This is a genomic window from Planococcus sp. CP5-4_YE (assembly GCF_019042655.1).
In the GTDB taxonomy this organism is placed as follows: Bacteria; Bacillota; Bacilli; order Bacillales_A; family Planococcaceae; genus Planococcus.
The window spans coordinates 1-16,074 of record NZ_JAHPZO010000015.1 but is presented as its reverse complement, the minus strand read 5'-3'; the positions used below and the strand labels follow the sequence as shown (position 1 = coordinate 16,074).

At 47.2% G+C, this 16,074-nt stretch carries 18 protein-coding genes, 2 rRNA genes and 1 other annotated feature; of the genes, 1 reads left to right on the top strand and 19 read right to left on the bottom strand.

Annotated features, from left to right (window positions below):
* Positions 1 to 92 precede the first annotated feature (92 nt).
* From secE to rrf (KTG14_RS14380), 19 genes are all read right to left on the bottom strand, one after another.
* Positions 93 to 278: a preprotein translocase subunit SecE gene (secE, locus tag KTG14_RS14470; RefSeq protein WP_068459656.1), complete on the bottom strand. Its 186-nt coding sequence runs from the start codon at positions 276 to 278 to the stop codon at positions 93 to 95.
* A gap of 59 nt (positions 279 to 337) precedes the next feature.
* Complete coding sequence (rpmG, locus tag KTG14_RS14465) at positions 338 to 484, bottom strand: 50S ribosomal protein L33 (RefSeq protein WP_058382187.1); 147 nt, start codon at positions 482 to 484, stop codon at positions 338 to 340.
* Between the two features lie 69 nt (positions 485 to 553).
* Positions 554 to 1,204: an RNA polymerase sporulation sigma factor SigH gene (gene sigH, locus KTG14_RS14460; protein WP_058382188.1), complete on the bottom strand. Its 651-nt coding sequence runs from the start codon at positions 1,202 to 1,204 to the stop codon at positions 554 to 556.
* A 71-nt stretch (positions 1,205 to 1,275) separates the two neighbouring features.
* Positions 1,276 to 1,785, bottom strand: coding sequence for an NYN domain-containing protein (locus tag KTG14_RS14455; protein ID WP_216971597.1), 510 nt, complete (start codon positions 1,783 to 1,785; stop codon positions 1,276 to 1,278).
* A gap of 4 nt (positions 1,786 to 1,789) precedes the next feature.
* Positions 1,790 to 2,539 (bottom strand): 23S rRNA (guanosine(2251)-2'-O)-methyltransferase RlmB, encoded by a 750-nt coding sequence (gene rlmB, locus KTG14_RS14450; RefSeq protein WP_216971596.1) that lies wholly within the window; start codon positions 2,537 to 2,539, stop codon positions 1,790 to 1,792.
* Positions 2,536 to 2,952 (bottom strand): Mini-ribonuclease 3, encoded by a 417-nt coding sequence (locus KTG14_RS14445; protein WP_068489147.1) that lies wholly within the window; start codon positions 2,950 to 2,952, stop codon positions 2,536 to 2,538. Before KTG14_RS14445 ends, rlmB begins: the two co-directional genes overlap by 4 nt.
* A gap of 5 nt (positions 2,953 to 2,957) precedes the next feature.
* Positions 2,958 to 4,355: a cysteine--tRNA ligase gene (gene cysS, locus KTG14_RS14440; protein ID WP_216971595.1), complete on the bottom strand. Its 1,398-nt coding sequence runs from the start codon at positions 4,353 to 4,355 to the stop codon at positions 2,958 to 2,960.
* Complete coding sequence (gene cysE / locus KTG14_RS14435; protein ID WP_216971619.1) at positions 4,352 to 5,026, bottom strand: serine O-acetyltransferase; 675 nt, start codon at positions 5,024 to 5,026, stop codon at positions 4,352 to 4,354. Before cysE ends, cysS begins: the two co-directional genes overlap by 4 nt.
* 51 nt (positions 5,027 to 5,077) lie before the next feature.
* Positions 5,078 to 5,290 (bottom strand) — a binding site (T-box leader).
* 45 nt (positions 5,291 to 5,335) lie between these two features.
* Positions 5,336 to 6,799: a glutamate--tRNA ligase gene (gene gltX, locus KTG14_RS14430; RefSeq protein ID WP_216971594.1), complete on the bottom strand. Its 1,464-nt coding sequence runs from the start codon at positions 6,797 to 6,799 to the stop codon at positions 5,336 to 5,338.
* Between the two features lie 42 nt (positions 6,800 to 6,841).
* Positions 6,842 to 7,342 (bottom strand): 2-C-methyl-D-erythritol 2,4-cyclodiphosphate synthase, encoded by a 501-nt coding sequence (gene ispF, locus KTG14_RS14425; RefSeq protein ID WP_216971593.1) that lies wholly within the window; start codon positions 7,340 to 7,342, stop codon positions 6,842 to 6,844.
* Complete coding sequence (gene ispD / locus KTG14_RS14420) at positions 7,342 to 8,034, bottom strand: 2-C-methyl-D-erythritol 4-phosphate cytidylyltransferase (RefSeq protein WP_216971592.1); 693 nt, start codon at positions 8,032 to 8,034, stop codon at positions 7,342 to 7,344. The genes ispF and ispD overlap by 1 nt, the downstream gene beginning before the upstream one ends.
* Before the next feature lie 12 nt (positions 8,035 to 8,046).
* Positions 8,047 to 9,147 carry a PIN/TRAM domain-containing protein gene (locus KTG14_RS14415; RefSeq protein WP_216971591.1) on the bottom strand — a complete coding sequence of 367 codons (1,101 nt, stop codon included), beginning with the start codon at positions 9,145 to 9,147 and terminating at the stop codon, positions 8,047 to 8,049.
* 102 nt (positions 9,148 to 9,249) lie between these two features.
* Positions 9,250 to 10,632 (bottom strand): DNA repair protein RadA, encoded by a 1,383-nt coding sequence (radA, locus tag KTG14_RS14410; RefSeq protein ID WP_058382198.1) that lies wholly within the window; start codon positions 10,630 to 10,632, stop codon positions 9,250 to 9,252.
* A gap of 59 nt (positions 10,633 to 10,691) precedes the next feature.
* Positions 10,692 to 13,136, bottom strand: coding sequence for an ATP-dependent Clp protease ATP-binding subunit (locus KTG14_RS14405; protein WP_216971590.1), 2,445 nt, complete (start codon positions 13,134 to 13,136; stop codon positions 10,692 to 10,694).
* Positions 13,133 to 14,224, bottom strand: a complete 1,092-nt coding sequence (gene mcsB / locus KTG14_RS14400) for a protein-arginine kinase McsB (protein WP_216971618.1) — start codon at positions 14,222 to 14,224, stop codon at positions 13,133 to 13,135. The genes KTG14_RS14405 and mcsB overlap by 4 nt, the downstream gene beginning before the upstream one ends.
* Complete coding sequence (locus KTG14_RS17965) at positions 14,214 to 14,747, bottom strand: UvrB/UvrC motif-containing protein (RefSeq protein WP_216971589.1); 534 nt, start codon at positions 14,745 to 14,747, stop codon at positions 14,214 to 14,216. The genes mcsB and KTG14_RS17965 overlap by 11 nt, the downstream gene beginning before the upstream one ends.
* The gene (locus tag KTG14_RS14390; RefSeq protein WP_216971588.1) at positions 14,744 to 15,229 is read right to left on the bottom strand and encodes a CtsR family transcriptional regulator; all 486 of its coding nucleotides are present in this window, start codon (positions 15,227 to 15,229) and stop codon (positions 14,744 to 14,746) included. The genes KTG14_RS17965 and KTG14_RS14390 overlap by 4 nt, the downstream gene beginning before the upstream one ends.
* Positions 15,230 to 15,368: 139 nt before the next feature.
* Positions 15,369 to 15,614, bottom strand: a complete 246-nt coding sequence (locus KTG14_RS14385) for a hypothetical protein (protein ID WP_216971587.1) — start codon at positions 15,612 to 15,614, stop codon at positions 15,369 to 15,371.
* Between the two features lie 114 nt (positions 15,615 to 15,728).
* A 5S ribosomal RNA gene (gene rrf / locus KTG14_RS14380) occupies positions 15,729 to 15,844 on the bottom strand.
* An 86-nt stretch (positions 15,845 to 15,930) separates the two neighbouring features.
* Here rrf (KTG14_RS14380) and rrf (KTG14_RS18110) point away from each other — a divergent pair.
* Positions 15,931 to 16,047: ribosomal RNA gene (gene rrf, locus KTG14_RS18110) — 5S ribosomal RNA — on the top strand.
* Positions 16,048 to 16,074: the final 27 nt, after the last annotated feature.

The window sequence follows — 16,074 nt, the reverse complement described above, 5'->3', positions numbered from 1 at the left end:
AAGCGGACTAAGCGTCCATCCCTCCTTTTTTACAAATGAAAAAACCCGTTCCATGGAATGACGGGCTATTTTTCGTTATTCTTATGACTGTGTTACAGTGCCAGGAACCAACGGAATAATTCCGATATGCCGGTATCGATCAATGCGAAGAAAAGAGCCATGAAGATGACCGTGGACAAGACGACGATTGTGTAGCGCGTCAATTCCTTGCGTTTTGGCCAGCTGACTTTTCTCATTTCCGAAATGACATTTTTAAAGAAATCGCCAATGTTACCCATTATCGTAAAAACCTCCGAATTTCAAAATCACTCTATATCGTCCGGCATTCACAGCAAGATTATTTCGTTTGTTTATGCACGGTATGCTCGTTGCAATGAGCACAGAATTTTTTGAGTTCCAAACGTGTGCTTGAATCCGCTTTCGCAGGTACCGCATAATTGCGGGAAGCACATTTCGAGCAGCTCAACACGATTTTTTTAGCCATTATTCTCACCTTGCTCTATTTTACAGCTTTTTCAAGAGTATCATCATAAAAACTTGCTGTCAATAGTACTTACGAGGACCGGCTTTCGCTCGCCTGCAGATGCCGTTCAAGTTTCCGCTTGACCCGCTGCAAGGCATTGTCGATTGATTTTACATGCCGTTCCAGCTTTTCAGAGATTTCCTGATAAGACTGCCCATCGAGATAAAGCGTTAGCACTTCGCGTTCCAGCTCGCTTAGTACTTCATCCATTTTGCCTTCCATATAACGGAATTCTTCGTTATGGATCATCAGTTCTTCCGGATCGTCCGCGCCGCTTCCAGCGAGCACATCCATCAATGTCCGGTCCGATTCTTCGTCATAGATCGGCTTGTCAAGAGAGACATAGGAATTCAGCGGGATATGCTTTTGGCGGGTGGCTGTCTTGATCGCCGTAATAATCTGACGGACGATGCATAGCTCCGCAAATGCACGGAATGAAGATAGTTTATCGCTCCTGAAATCACGGATCGCTTTGTACAAGCCGATCATTCCCTCTTGGATAATGTCTTCTTTATCTGCGCCAATGAGAAAATAAGAACGGGCTTTCATCCGAACAAACGGGCGGAACTTGGTTATGAGAAAATCCAAGGCCTCCGTGTTGCCGCTATGGACCAGACCGACAAGTTCTTCATCTGCCAATTCAGTAAAGTTACGGTTGCGAACTTGCTCAAAATTTTCCACGGGTGATCCCTCCGATTGGGTGAGCCTCGATATTTCCAGTATACAGGAAGAAAAAATTGAGCGTCAACAGTTCATTTGAGGCCTCGTCGCCATTTTTCGAAAATTTCTGCCACTTCTCCCTGAAGAGGAATCTTAGAAATCGAGCGCTGCTCTTGGATTTCACGAACTTTCTTCGCAATACGCTTGTCGATTTCTTCCATCTCAATTTCCAGTTCCCGTGCAGAGATGCGCAACGCCCCTTTCGCGAAAATCACCCATTGTTCAGTCAAATCGGACGTCGCGACATAGATTTGGTCACGCCGGCTGTTCAAGCTAGTCGCCAGCTTTTCAATTCGCTCATCGGCCGTTTCACTGGATCGGGTGAAAATGACTTCCACTTCGCTGTGGAGATTTTTCGCTTCGATGCCCGGCACCAAATGCGCATCAAATACGATGATGACGCGCCAGCCTTTAAAGCCCTGATACTCGGCCATTCGTTCGATCAACCGGTCACGCGCATCCGCCAGGCGTTCTTTCTTCAGCGCCTTCAGTTCTGCCCAATCGCCAATGATATTGTAGCCATCCACTAGCAGAATATTCATCGCATCACCCGAGTGGATGGCGCTTGCGGTAGACTTCGTACATCAACAAGCTCGCCGCCACCGATGCGTTCAAGGATGTCACATGGCCGACCATCGGCAATTGATAAAGGAAGTCGCATTTATCGCGCAAGATGCGGCTCATGCCTTTACCTTCGCTACCGATGATAACGGCAAGCGGCAAAGTGGCATCCATGCGCCGGTAGTCGACCGACTCTTTGGCATCTGTTCCCGCAATCCACACGCCGCGCTTTTTCAATTCATCAACCGTCTGCGATAAATTGTTGACACGTACAACGGGTACATGTTCAATCGCTCCTGTCGATGACTTAGCGACGACGCCTGTCAAACCGACTGCGCGGCGCTGCGGAATGATCAAGCCGTGGGCACCGACCGCATCCGCTGTGCGCATGATGGAGCCAAGATTATGCGGGTCTTCCAGTTCATCCAAGATGAGGAAGAATGGATCTTCCTGCTTGTTCTGGGCTTTCGCAAACAACTCTTCCAGTTCTGCATAGCGGTACGCCGCGACTGCTGCGGCGATTCCTTGGTGGTTCGTATCGGTCAGCCCGTCAATTTTCTTTTTCGGGACGAATTGCACCAGCACTTTCTGCTCTTTCGCCAATTGCAAAAGTTCTGCAATGCCTTTTTTCTGGACGCCTTCTGCAATCCAGATTTTATTGATGTCACGCTTAGCACGCAACGCTTCTAGCACTGGATTTTTGCCTCCGATGATTTCAGGTGTTTCCTCTGTCATTTGATCACTCCTCTCGGCTCTTCAGCAATGATGATTGCATAATTGATCAGTTCATCCAGCCGTTCCTGTTCTTCTTTTAAATACAACCAGCCAAGCACCGCTTCAAAAGCGGTACTGAAATTATAGGTCTGGACGTCGGTGTTTTTCGGTACCGAACCGGATTTGGCATTACGGCCTCGACGCATGATGGCAAGCTCTGTTTCAGTCAAAATCCCTTCATCGACAAAGCGCTTCAAAATGAGTGCTTGCGACTTCGCCGAGACGAATGCAGTCGATGACCGGTGGAGAATATTCGGCTTGACGCGTCCCGCGTGCAGCAAGTGGGCACGCACGGCTGTCTCGTAAACAGCATCCCCCATATAAGCGAGCGCCAAGGCGTTCAATTGATCGACATCTTGTTTTCTCAATACCATCCGCCTTAGCCTCTCTTCCAGCGCGTGCCTTGTGCTGTATCTTCTAGGATGATGTTCTGTTCTTTCAATTGATCGCGGATTTCATCCGACCGCGCGAAATCACGGTTCTTGCGTGCTTCGATGCGCTCCTCCAATAACGCTTCGATTTCCGCATCCAACAGCTCCGATTGCGCAAATGGCAATCCAAGCACTCCTGCCAACTCATCAAATACTTCAATGAAGGTTTGCAGCACCAGCTCAGACGTCTGTTTTTCCAGCAGATAAGTATTCGCCAATTTCGTCAGGTCAAACAATTTCGAAATGGCATTTGCCGTATTAAAGTCATCATCCATCGTGTCGATGAATTCCTGCTTAATCACGCTTATTTTTGACAGCCAAATATCGTTATGGTCGCCAAGGCCCGCCGAATTCTCCAAACGGTGCTTTAAATTGCCATAGGCCGTGCGGATTCGTTCCATTCCTGCTTGGGCATCTTCCACCAAACTTCTCGAATAATTGATTGGATGGCGATAATGAACCGACAGCATAAACATTCGAAGTACTTGAGGGTCGAGTTCTTTTAAAATATCGTTGACTAGCACGAAATTATTCAATGACTTGGACATTTTTTCGTTTTCAATATTAATATACCCGTTATGCATCCAATAACGCGCAAACGGCTTGCCCGTATATGCTTCCGATTGAGCGATTTCATTTTCATGGTGTGGGAATGTCAAATCCTGTCCGCCTGCATGGATATCGATCGTGTCGCCGAGGTGTTCTCTCGCCATGACCGAGCATTCGATATGCCAGCCTGGGCGTCCCTTCCCCCATGGGCTTTCCCAGGAAATTTCTCCAGGTTTTGCCGCTTTCCATAAAACGAAATCCAGCGCATCCTGCTTCTTGTCTCCCGCTTCGATGCGAGCACCGATCTTGAGTTCATCTACTGATTGATGGGATAATTTCCCATACCTATCGAATTTACGCGTATGGTAATACACGTCGCCTTGCGATTCATATGCATAGCCTTTTTCGATGAGCGCTTCGATGAACTCGACAATTTGCGGCATATGGCCTGTGACACGCGGGTGGACATCCGCCTCTGCGCAGCCGAGCGCTTTCGTGTTGTCGAAATACGCATTAATGAAACGTTCCGCGATTTCCGGTACTTCTTCACCTAGTTCATTTGCCGCTTTGATCAATTTATCGTCGACATCCGTGAAATTTGATACATATTTCACGTCGTAGCCGCGGTATTCCAAATAGCGGCGCACGGTGTCATAGACGATGACAGGGCGTGCGTTGCCGATATGGATGTAATTATAGACGGTCGGGCCGCACACATACATTTTCACTTTGCCTTCTTCAAGCGGCACAAATACTTCTTTTTGGCGCGTCAATGAATTAAAAATTTGGATAGTCATAACATCTTCCCCTCTTCCTGCTGCTGGTGGTTTTGCTGTTTCAATTGTTCCACTTCACGCTGCAAGGCAGCGATTTTCATTTCCATGCCATCGCATTTGTCCATCACAGGATCCGGCATATTCTGATGATTCAAGTCACGGGTCTTCACTTTAACACCGTCCTGGATGACGACTTTTCCTGGAATGCCGACGACCGTGGAATTCGCAGGTACGTCTTTTAAGACGACCGAGCCTGCTCCAACTTTGGAGTTTTCACCGACCGTAATCGACCCAAGCACTTTAGCACCTGTCGCGACGAGTACGTTATCTGCGAGTGTCGGGTGGCGTTTGCCGCGCTCTTTGCCAGTTCCACCAAGTGTGACGCCTTGGTACAGTGTGACATCGTTGCCAATTTCACAGGTTTCCCCGACAACCACACCCATGCCATGGTCGATAAACAACCGACGGCCGATAACAGCGCCCGGGTGGATTTCAATACCGGTGAAAAAGCGGCTGACCTGGGAAATCGCCCGCGCGATGAAAAACAGTTTCTTCTTGAAGAAGAAATGCGCCAGCCGGTGGGCCCAAATGGCGTGCAGACCGGCATACGTCAGCATCACTTCAAAATAACTCCGGGCAGCAGGGTCCTGTTCAAAAATAACGTCAATATCTTCTTTCAATAACTTCCACATGCGGCTTGCTCCTTTCTGTTCCAATATAAAAAGCGCCCCTGTCAATTGCTTGACAGAGACGCTTTCCCGCGCGGTTCCACTCTGATTAAAAGGGCACGCCCTTTTCTCTCGAAGCCTTTAACGCAGGCAAACGTCTGGTCTACTTGATTCGACTCAGCACTCGGGGAGGCATTTCAGGAACGCAGCGGCACGGGTCACTTACAGCCGGTGATGACCCTCTCTTTGGAGCATGCTTTCCTTACTTCTTCCCGTCAACGTTTTACTAATTGGTAAATTCATTGTACACGCTTCTGCGCATAAGTCAAAACTTTATGCCCCTGCGTATTGGCCAACTCGCGCAATCGCTTTGTCCTTGCCAAGTAGCGCAATCGCATCTGGCAATTCTGGGCCGTGCGTCTGCCCTGTCGTCACGACGCGGATCGGCATGAAGAGGTTCTTCCCTTTATGGCCGGTCGCTTTTTGAACTGCTTTGATCGCAGATTTGATTTCAGCCGGCTCGAACGCATCAAGAGAGGCCAACTGCTCTTTGAAAGCAGCCATGACTTCCGATACCTGTTCGCCGCTCAACACTTCTTTTTCGGCTTCGCCGTAATGAAGGTCATCAGTGAAGAACAAATCGGACAACTCGACGATCTCTGCGCCGAAGCTTAATTGGTCATGGTACAAGGCGATCAATTTTTCAGCCCACTCCGCTTGCTCTTCAGATAACTCCTTCGGCAGCTTGCCTGCTTTTTGCAGATGTGGCAACGCCAAGCTGACGACTTCGTCAAGCGACATTTGCTTAATGTATTGGTTGTTCATCCATGTCAGTTTCTGCTTATCAAACATCGATGGCGACTTCGACAAACGCTCGGTATCGAAAATGCGGATCAATTCATCTTTCGAGAAGATCTCTTCTTCGCCTTCCGGAGACCAGCCGAGTAGCGCAAAGAAGTTAAATAGCGCTTCTGGAATATAGCCAAGGTCTCTGTACTGGGAGATAAACTGGATGATCGACTCATCACGTTTCGACAGCTTCTTACGGTCTTCATTGACGATCAAAGTCATATGTCCGTAAGTTGGATGATCCCAGCCGAATGAATCGTAAACCATTTGTTGTTTCGGCGTGTTCGACAAATGCTCTTCGCCGCGGAACACGTGAGTGATCTTCATCAAATGATCATCAATGACCACCGCGAAGTTATAGGTCGGAATGCCGTTCGTCTTCACGACAACCCAGTCGCCGACATCTTTAGATTCAAATGAAATCTCGCCGCGCACCATATCATCGAATTTATAGGTGACATCTGTCGGCACTTTCATGCGTAGTGAAAACGTCTCGCCGGCCGCTTCTTTTGCAGCCACTTCTTCTGCTGTCAAATTGCGGCAAGTACCGCTATATTGAGGAGCTGCTATGCCAGAGGCGCGCTGAGCTTCACGTTCTGTCTCGAGCGTATCCGGCGTACAGAAACATTTGTAAATATCGCCTTTCGCCAATAACTCATCGGCATATTTTTTATAGATATCCAAACGCTCCATTTGGCGGTACGGGCCGTACTCACCACCGACATCAATCGACTCATCGTGCTTGATGCCAAGCCATTTCAAGTTGTCGATCTGGGACATGACACCCGTTTCGATATTGCGCGCGGTATCTGTGTCTTCGATCCGAACGATAAATTTGCCGTTCATGTGGCGTGCATACAAATAGTTAAATAGCGCTGTGCGGGCTCCACCGATATGTAAATGGCCAGTCGGGCTCGGTGCATAGCGTACGCGTGTTTCTTGTGTCATTTGATTTCCTCCTAAAATAGCCTTAATCCTTTAATTATTCTATCACTCGGGGACGTCCAGCGAAAGCGGGCGTTGGTTCAACAAAATCACCGCAAGCGCAGCGATGCCTTCTTCGCGGCCCGTAAATCCAAGGTGTTCAGACGTCGTCGCTTTAACATTCACTTGTGAAACATCCGCTTCTAATAATTCGGCAATTGATGCACGTATTTGCTCGATATATGGTGCAAGTTTCGGCTTTTGTGCAATAACTGTGCAATCCACATTGCCTAGTTCATAGCCTTGTTCTTTCACGTACTCCCAAATATGCGTCAGCAATTTCTTGGAATCGGCATCTTTGAATTCCGGATCGGTATCCGGGAAATGTTTGCCGATGTCGCCTCCGCCAATTGCGCCGAGTGCGGCATCTGTAATCGTGTGCAATAGCACATCCGCATCCGAATGGCCGAGAAGCCCGCGGTCGTGTTCGATTTCAACACCACCTAGAATAAACGGGCGCCCTTCTGCCAATTGATGCACATCGTAACCTTGTCCAATTCGTATCATCACTTTTCCTCCTGTAATCGACTCGCCAGAATCGCTTTTCCATAAATCAAATCATCCGGTGTCGTCATTTTGACGTTTTCATAGGTGCTTTCGACAATCTGCACCGGGTGCCCCATCCTTTCTACAAGCATCGCCTCGTCCGTCCCGAGGAACCCGTCGGCTTTGGCTCGCTGCGCCGCTTCCATCAATAGTTCATAGCGGAAGGCCTGAGGCGTCTGGATCATCCACAGCTCCGCGCGATTCACCGTTTCGGTAATAACGCTTTCGCGAACTTTTTTGATCGTGTCTTTTACCGGCACACCGGCAATCGCAGCACCCGATTCATTTGCTTGCTCCACCAATTCACGAATAACGCCAGGGCTGATGAACGGGCGCGCAGCATCATGCACGAGAACGACTTCAGACTGCCCAGCCATCTCAAGGCCTGCCCGCACACTGTCCTGGCGCTCAGCACCGCCTGTCGCATAGCCTTTGACCTTCTTGATTCTATACCGCTCGACGTATTGTTCAATCAGCTCGCGCTCATCTGCCTTGACCGCAAGCCACATACCTTCGCAATCCGGGTCCCGATCGAACACTTCCAATGTATAAATGAAAATTGGCTTGCCGGAAAGCTCCAACAACAATTTATTGCGATCGGCTTTCATTCGTTTTCCACTGCCGGCAGCAGGCAATACGACTGTATATTTCATGACAGACATCCTTTATTTTTTTGATCCATTTTTCTTCACAGCGAGCCCCTTGGGTTTGGCAAAGATCATCCGCCCCGCAGAGGTCTGCAATACGCTCGTGACCACGACATCGATCGCCTCGCCAATATGGCCTTTGCCTTCTTCAATGACAATCATCGTACCATCATCCAAATAAGCGACGCCTTGATTTTGCTCCTTGCCGTCTTTAATGACGACCACATGCATTTCCTCGCCCGGTATGACGACCGGCTTCACTGCATTGGCAAGGTCATTGATATTTAATACCGGCACATTATGAAGCTCACATACTTTATTCAAATTAAAATCGTTCGTCACAACTTTCCCGCCCATTTTCTGAGCGGCACGCATGAGCTTCATATCGACTTCAGCCGCATCGCCGAAATCCTCTTCTGTAATCATAATCGCTCCCACGCGCTCTGTCTGCAGGCGCTTCAGGATATCAAGCCCCCGTCTGCCGCGTGTGCGCTTCAACGTGTCAGACGAATCCGCAATATGTTGAAGCTCTGCAATGACAAATTGCGGTACCACAAAGATCCCTTCCATAAATCCGGTCTCTGAAATATCCGCAATCCGCCCATCGATGATAACGCTCGTATCGAGCAATTTATAAACCGATTTTTCCACCGGTTCATCTTCCGGCTTTTTGCCGCTCGCTAGTTTGGCAGGCGCAAGCATCCCCATTAGTTCATCGCGCTTTTGGAAACCGACCTGGAATCCCAAATAACCGAGAACAACGGAAAGAATGATCGGTGCAACCGTCGCAATTAACGGCAAATCAATAGTGTTTAAGGCAAAGCCGAACAAAAAGGCAACCACCAAGCCAATAATCATCCCTACTGTGCCAAATAGCAAATCCGCTGTCGGGGCATGGAGCAATTTACCCTCCATCCATTTCATAAAATGGACAATCGAATCGACGAATAATAATGACAAGACATAAAAAATTGCAGCACCGATAATTGCAGCAACATACGGGTTGTTGATCCAAGGATTATTAGAAATAGAAATAAGTTCAAAAGCATATGGCAAAAACAAAATTCCAACCGTAGCGCCGATTAATAAAAATAATAGCTGAATAATTTTTCGAAGCATCCATTTCACCTCCTTCTCCTGGTATTATACACGTTTTATTTATGAAACTCTCTGCATAGCCCTACGCTGCCAACAATAGAAAAAAAGAGGCATCGCTGCCCCTTATTGTTGCGGGAATAATTCCTTCAACGCCTCGTTTATAGTTTCCACACCAACGACGCGTATTCCTTCCGGAAAATCCCAACCACCCATATTCGATTTCGGAATGATGGCGCGTTTAAAACCGAGCTTCGCTGCTTCCTGCACTCGCTGCTCAATGCGCGACACCCGTCGCACCTCGCCAGTCAGCCCAACTTCCCCGATAATGCAGTCATCCACTTTCGGTGCAATATCTCGGAAACTCGAGACGATGCTCGCGAGCACCGCCAGATCGATCGCCGGTTCATCCAGTTTTACACCGCCTGCCACCTTAATGTATGCATCTTGCGACTGCAGCATCAAGCCGACACGCTTCTCAAGCACCGCCATCAATAATGACACCCGGTTTTGGTCAATCCCAGTCGCCATCCGCTTCGGATAATTAAAGCTCGAGGGCGTCACCAACGCCTGGATTTCCACCAGTATCGGCCGTGTCCCTTCCATAGAAGCGACAACCGTCGATCCCGCTGTCCCGCTCGAACGTTCTTGCAAGAATAACTCGGAAGGGTTCAACACTTCTTTCAACCCGCCTTGCAGCATCTCAAAAATCGCAATTTCATTCGTCGAACCGAAGCGGTTTTTGACACTGCGCAAAATGCGGTACGTATGATGCCGCTCTCCTTCAAAGTACAATACCGTATCCACCATATGCTCCAAGATACGAGGTCCGGCGATTTGCCCTTCTTTCGTTACGTGGCCGACCAGGAAAATCGCGATATTTTTCGTTTTCGCCACCCTCATCAATTCCGCCGTGCTTTCACGCACTTGCGTCACACTACCCGGCGCAGATGTCACTTCCGGATGGTAAACTGTCTGAATCGAATCGACGATGACGAAATCCGGCTCTACTTCTTCAATTGTATGATGGATCAACTCCAAATTAGTTTCCGCAAAAATTAATAAGTCTCCCGAAACAGCATCCAGCCGTTCCGCCCGCATTTTCGTCTGGCGAATCGACTCCTCACCCGAAATATACAATACTTTCTTGCCGGCTTTCGCGAGAAGCGCTGAAACTTGCAATAGCAAAGTCGATTTCCCGATACCTGGGTCGCCCCCAATCAAAACAAGCGAACCCGAAACAATACCGCCACCAAGCACGCGATTCAATTCTTCCATTTCGGTTTTCGTCCTCGGCTCTTCTTTCGTTTCAATCGAATTGATTGGTGTCGCTTTTTGGGCAATTTGTGGCGCGCTGTGCTGGAATGCGCCTCTTGTGCCTTTTGGTGCTGCAACTTCCGTTTCTTCTGTCATCGTATTCCACGCCGCACAACCTGGGCATTTCCCCATCCATTTTGCGGATTCATAACCGCAGGACTGGCAGATGAACTTTATTTTTTTCTTCGCCATAGTTACCTCCTATATATAGAAAAAACCCGCCGGAGACATATCCGGCGGGCGGGATATCGTTACGATTTCTCTACGGCCCCTTCATTCGTACGGACAACGAATTCATCGTCCTGTACATCGAAGATAATTTTTTGCCCGGCAATTGCTGTGCCTTTCAACAACTCTTCAGACAAACGGTCTTCGACATGTTTTTGAAGTGAGCGGCGCAAAGGACGTGCTCCGTATTCCGGATCATACCCCTCTTTGGCAATTTTATCAAGCGCTGCCTCTGTCAGCTCCAGATCGATATCCTGTTCTTTCAAACGACCCGTCAGTTGCTCGGTCATCAGCTCGACAATCTTGCGCAAATCTTTTTTCTCAAGTGAATGGAAGACAATCATATCGTCGACACGGTTCAAGAATTCAGGGCGGAATGCTTTCTTCAATTCCGCAAGCATCTTGCCTTTCATGTCTTTATAATCCGTCTTCGAATCTTCCAAGTTAAATCCTACGTACTTATTATATTTCAATTCCTGTGCCCCGACGTTCGACGTCATGATGATTACCGTATTACGGAAATCGACGCGGCGTCCTTTGGAGTCAGTCAAATGCCCGTCTTCAAGAACTTGCAAGAGGATATTGAAAACTTCAGGATGGGCTTTTTCGATCTCATCGAGTAAGACCACTGAATATGGCTTTCTGCGGACTTTCTCCGTCAACTGACCGCCTTCTTCATAGCCGACATAGCCTGGAGGTGAACCAACAAGGCGTGAAGTCGTATGGCGTTCCATGTACTCGGACATATCGATGCGGATCATCGCATCTTCATCCCCGAACATCGACTCAGCCAAAGCTTTCGCAAGTTCTGTTTTCCCGACTCCCGTAGGCCCAAGAAAAATGAACGAGCCAATCGGGCGTTTCGGATCTTTCAAACCTGCACGCGCACGGCGGATCGCTTTTGAAATCGAAGTCACCGCTTCATCCTGGCCAATTACGCGGCTATGGAGGATCTGCTCCAAATTAAGTAATTTATCGGATTCTGTCTGCGCCAACCTCGATACCGGCACGCCCGTCCACATAGAGACAACTTTCGCAATATCTTCGACAGTCACTTCAGACTCTTCTTTGCCTTGCTTTTCTTTCCACTCTTTCTTCGTCTGGTCGAGCTCATCTTTCAGCTTTTGCTCTGCATCGCGAAGAGAAGCGGCTTTTTCGAATTCCTGGCTCTGCACCGCTTCATTCTTTTCAGAACGCGCAGCCTCAAGACGGGCTTCAAGCTCTTTCAAATCAGGCGGAGTGGTATATGAACGCAAACGCACTTTTGAACCAGCCTCATCGATCAAATCGATCGCTTTGTCCGGCAAGAAGCGGTCAGAAATATAACGGTCAGACATTTTAGCTGCCGCAACAATCGCTTCATCGGTAATTTTTACACGGTGATGCGCTTCGTAGCGGTCGCGCAAGCCTTTAATGATCTCGATTGACTCCTCAACCGTCGGCTCATCCACTTGAATCGGCTGGAAACGGCGCTCAAGCGCTGCATCTTTCTCGATGTACTTGCGGTATTCATCCAGCGTTGTCGCACCGATACACTGCAATTCGCCGCGTGCAAGCGATGGTTTCAAGATATTCGAAGCATCAATCGCTCCTTCAGCTCCACCAGCTCCGATCAATGTATGAAGCTCATCAATGAAGAGAATGACATTGCCTGCTTGGCGTATTTCATCCATCACTTTTTTCAAGCGGTCTTCAAACTCGCCGCGGTATTTCGTTCCGGCAACTACCGTACCCATATCAAGCACCATCACCCGTTTGTCTCGAAGCGTTTCTGGAATTTCATTATTAACGATTTGCTGGGCAAGCCCTTCTGCAATCGCCGTTTTACCGACACCAGGCTCCCCGATCAATACCGGGTTGTTTTTTGTTCTGCGGCTCAATACTTCAATCACACGCGTGATTTCGTCACTGCGCCCAATTACCGGATCCAGGCTTCCTTCACGCGCTACTTGTGTCAAATCACGTGCCAAGCCGTCCAAAGTCGGTGTATTGGCAGAAGCATTCGGGCTCGTGCCAGTCGATGCTTGTTCGTTGCTGCCAAGTAGCTGCAATACTTGCTGGCGCGCTTTATTCAAGCTGACACCGGCATTCCCAAGAACTCGTGCCGCCACGCCTTCGCCTTCACGAATTAAAGCAAGCAGTAAATGCTCTGTTCCGATATAAGAGTGCCCAAGCTTGCGGGATTCGTCGACCGACAGCTCGATCACTTTTTTAGCACGCGGCGTATAATGAACAATCGGCCCGACATCTTTTTCGCCGACCCCAACTAGTTCTTTGACACCGTCTTCGATCAATTGTGTATTCACTTCAATTGCTTCAAGAGCTTTTGCAGCGATTCCGCCGCCTTCACGGATCAAACCAAGCAGAATATGCTCAGTTCCGATCGATTCGTGCTTCATGCGGATTGCCTCTTCTTGAGCTAATTGAAGAACTTTTTGTGCGCGTTGTGTAAATCGGTTGAACATCATGCAAAATCCTCTCCTTTTGTATTTATCCCGTTATCAGCTAACCTCTCCCGAAACAATTCCGCCCGGGCAAGGTCCCGTTCCTTCGCTTCCAATGGACGCCCTGCATACTGCTGTAAAAAGGCAGGCTGCATAAAGACCATCAGTTCATTTAATATCGACATATCCACATTTGTAATCAGATCAAGGTCAATGCCAAGCCTGACATCCGATAAACAAGTAGCTGCCTCTTCTGTATTTAACAGCCGGGCGTGAGTCAACACACCTAACGACCGATAAACCCTATCTTCCAAAAGCAGCGGCGAATTCGCATTCAATGCTTCCCTTGCTCTTCGTTCCTGTTCAATAATCTGCTCTGTCATGTTTTGCAAATCCTGCAAAATCTCATACTCCGATTTCCCTAGAGTCACTTGATTGGAAATCTGGTACACATTCCCAAGCGCTTCACTTCCCTCACCATAAATCCCTCTCACAACCATCCCCAGACGGGATATAGCCGGGATGATCCGGTTGATTTGATGGGACATTGTTAAAGCTGGCAAATGAAGCATGACAGAAGCACGCATTCCTGTACCGGTGTTTGTAGGACAACTGGTCAAATAACCAAACTTTTCATGAAAGGCGTAAGAAAGGTGTTCTTCCAAAAGCGAATCCATTTTATTTGCTATGTTATATGCTTCCTGTAGATGAAAGCCTGACTGTAAACTTTGGATCCGCATGTGATCTTCTTCATTGACCATAACGCTAAGCTCTTCTTCATCCGATAATAAGACAGCACTGGAATGCTGGCTATTCGCTAAATAAGGGCTAATTAAGTGTTTTTCTACTAATACTTCACGCTGAAGGTCATTTAATTCTTCAATATTGATATGAGTAAAACCGTATCCAACTTCCTTTCCCTTATCCAGTAAGACCGAAGAAACGGCTTTATCAACTTTCAATGCTTCATCTTCAGAAAATGCATAAGGAAATTTAAACTCGTCTAAATTTCGTGCTAGTCGGATTCTCGTACTCATAGCGATATCGACGTGTTCGCCGTTATTAGCCATCCAACTGCTTGCACGGGTTTGAAGGAAACGATCAATTACCAACATCCCCACCTCCTTCAAGCTTCTCATTCAAGACCTTAACTTGATCTCGCAGCCTTGCAGCTTCTTCAAAGTTCTCATCTTGTATCGCAGCCTGCATTTGCTTTCTCAATTCTTCAATTTCCTTTTTGATTTTCAATGTTGTTCCGTAAGAAGCAGGAATCTTTCCGGTGTGTTCTGTATTCCCATTTTGTACCCTTTTTAAAATCTCATTTAGTTGAGGCGAGAAGGTACTGTAACATTCAGAGCAGCCAAACTTGCCAAGATTCAAGAATTTTTGGAAAGTAAACCCGCAAGATGGGCAAATTAGAACTTCTTTTTTTACAGGACTTACAGCGGCCTGCTGCTTTGGAAACCAATTAGCTAACAAATTATGGATCGCCATAGGGTCTTGATCAAAAGAAAAATTGATATTATGATTCTCCGCCGCACAAACATGACAGAGGTGTTTTTCTGTTAAATGGCCCTGTTGGTTTTGCTTCACGATGACTGTAGCTGGCCGTTCCCCACATTGTTCACAAATCACTTGATCACTCCTTGCCCATTCGACTCATATTGAATAGTAAACAGCATCGCCACTAGAATCCGCGCTCGTACTTCATCTCGTACAGGTAGCGGCAGACCGAGAGTAGAACGATCAATGGCACTCAAAATCAATTTAGCTTCACGCTTTGAGATAACTTCTTCACTTAAAAGCCTCCATACAATATCTTCCGCCATGGTTTGTGAAGCCCCAGTTTCAAGCCTATTAATAATTTGGGCAATCAAATCTGATTTTTTGTGAAGGCGTATTTTCTTAATACGAATATATCCGCCCCCACCACGCTTACTTTCAACTAAATATCCACGATCTAATGTAAACCTAGTATTTATTACATAATTAATTTGAGATGGAACACATTGAAACTTCTCAGCAACCTCACTTCGTTTAATTTCAATACGATCCTTACCGCTTATTTCGATAATCTCTTTTAAATAACCTTCAATTATATCTGAAATATTCCGCATCGCTTTCACCTCTTGAGCGTTTAAATGCGCTAATGATTGACTTTGACTATATTTGACTTAATTATACATAAGCGTATTACGGATATCAAATACTTAGTTTGAGGTAGAAAAAGTCCCGGGTTGAATATCCCGAGACTCTTCATTCTTGATCCATTATTCGTTTCACAAAATCTTTAGTATGACTAGATACCGAACGGGTTTTTTCTTCAACATACTTGGTTCTCCAACGTGTACCTTCTTGCCAAACTTCTACTGTATCCCCTTTGTTTACATCATGATTGAAATCTGCAACTGGATAAGTATATTGTTCAGCAGAATCTTTTAATGAAACTAATAATGCAGTTCTTTTCTCGACCGTTTTTACTGTATAATAACCTGCTTTCATAAAGTCTTCACCTCAGTTCTTTTTTCCCTGTATAGTATATTTTCAATCCTTTTTTTAATTTAAAATACAAAAAAAAGCCGTTACCGGAATGAACCGGTAACGGCCTTTCAACTTGCCCAGCGACGTCCTACTCTCACAGGGGGAAACCCCCAACTACCATCGGCGCAAAAGAGCTTAACTTCCGTGTTCGGGATGGGAACGGGTGTGGCCTCTTTGCCATCATCACTGGACTGGTTTGAGCTTGTTCGCTCAAAACTGGATAAATCGACATTGAATTATGGAAACGCATTTCAGTTATTGGTTAAGTCCTCGATCGATTAGTATTCGTCAGCTGCACGTGTCGCCACGCTTCCATCCCGAACACGGAAGTTAAGCTCTTTTGCGCCGATGGTAGTTGGGGGTTTCCCCCTGTGAGAGTAGGACGTCGCTGGGCAAGTTGAAAGGCCATCATCACTGGACT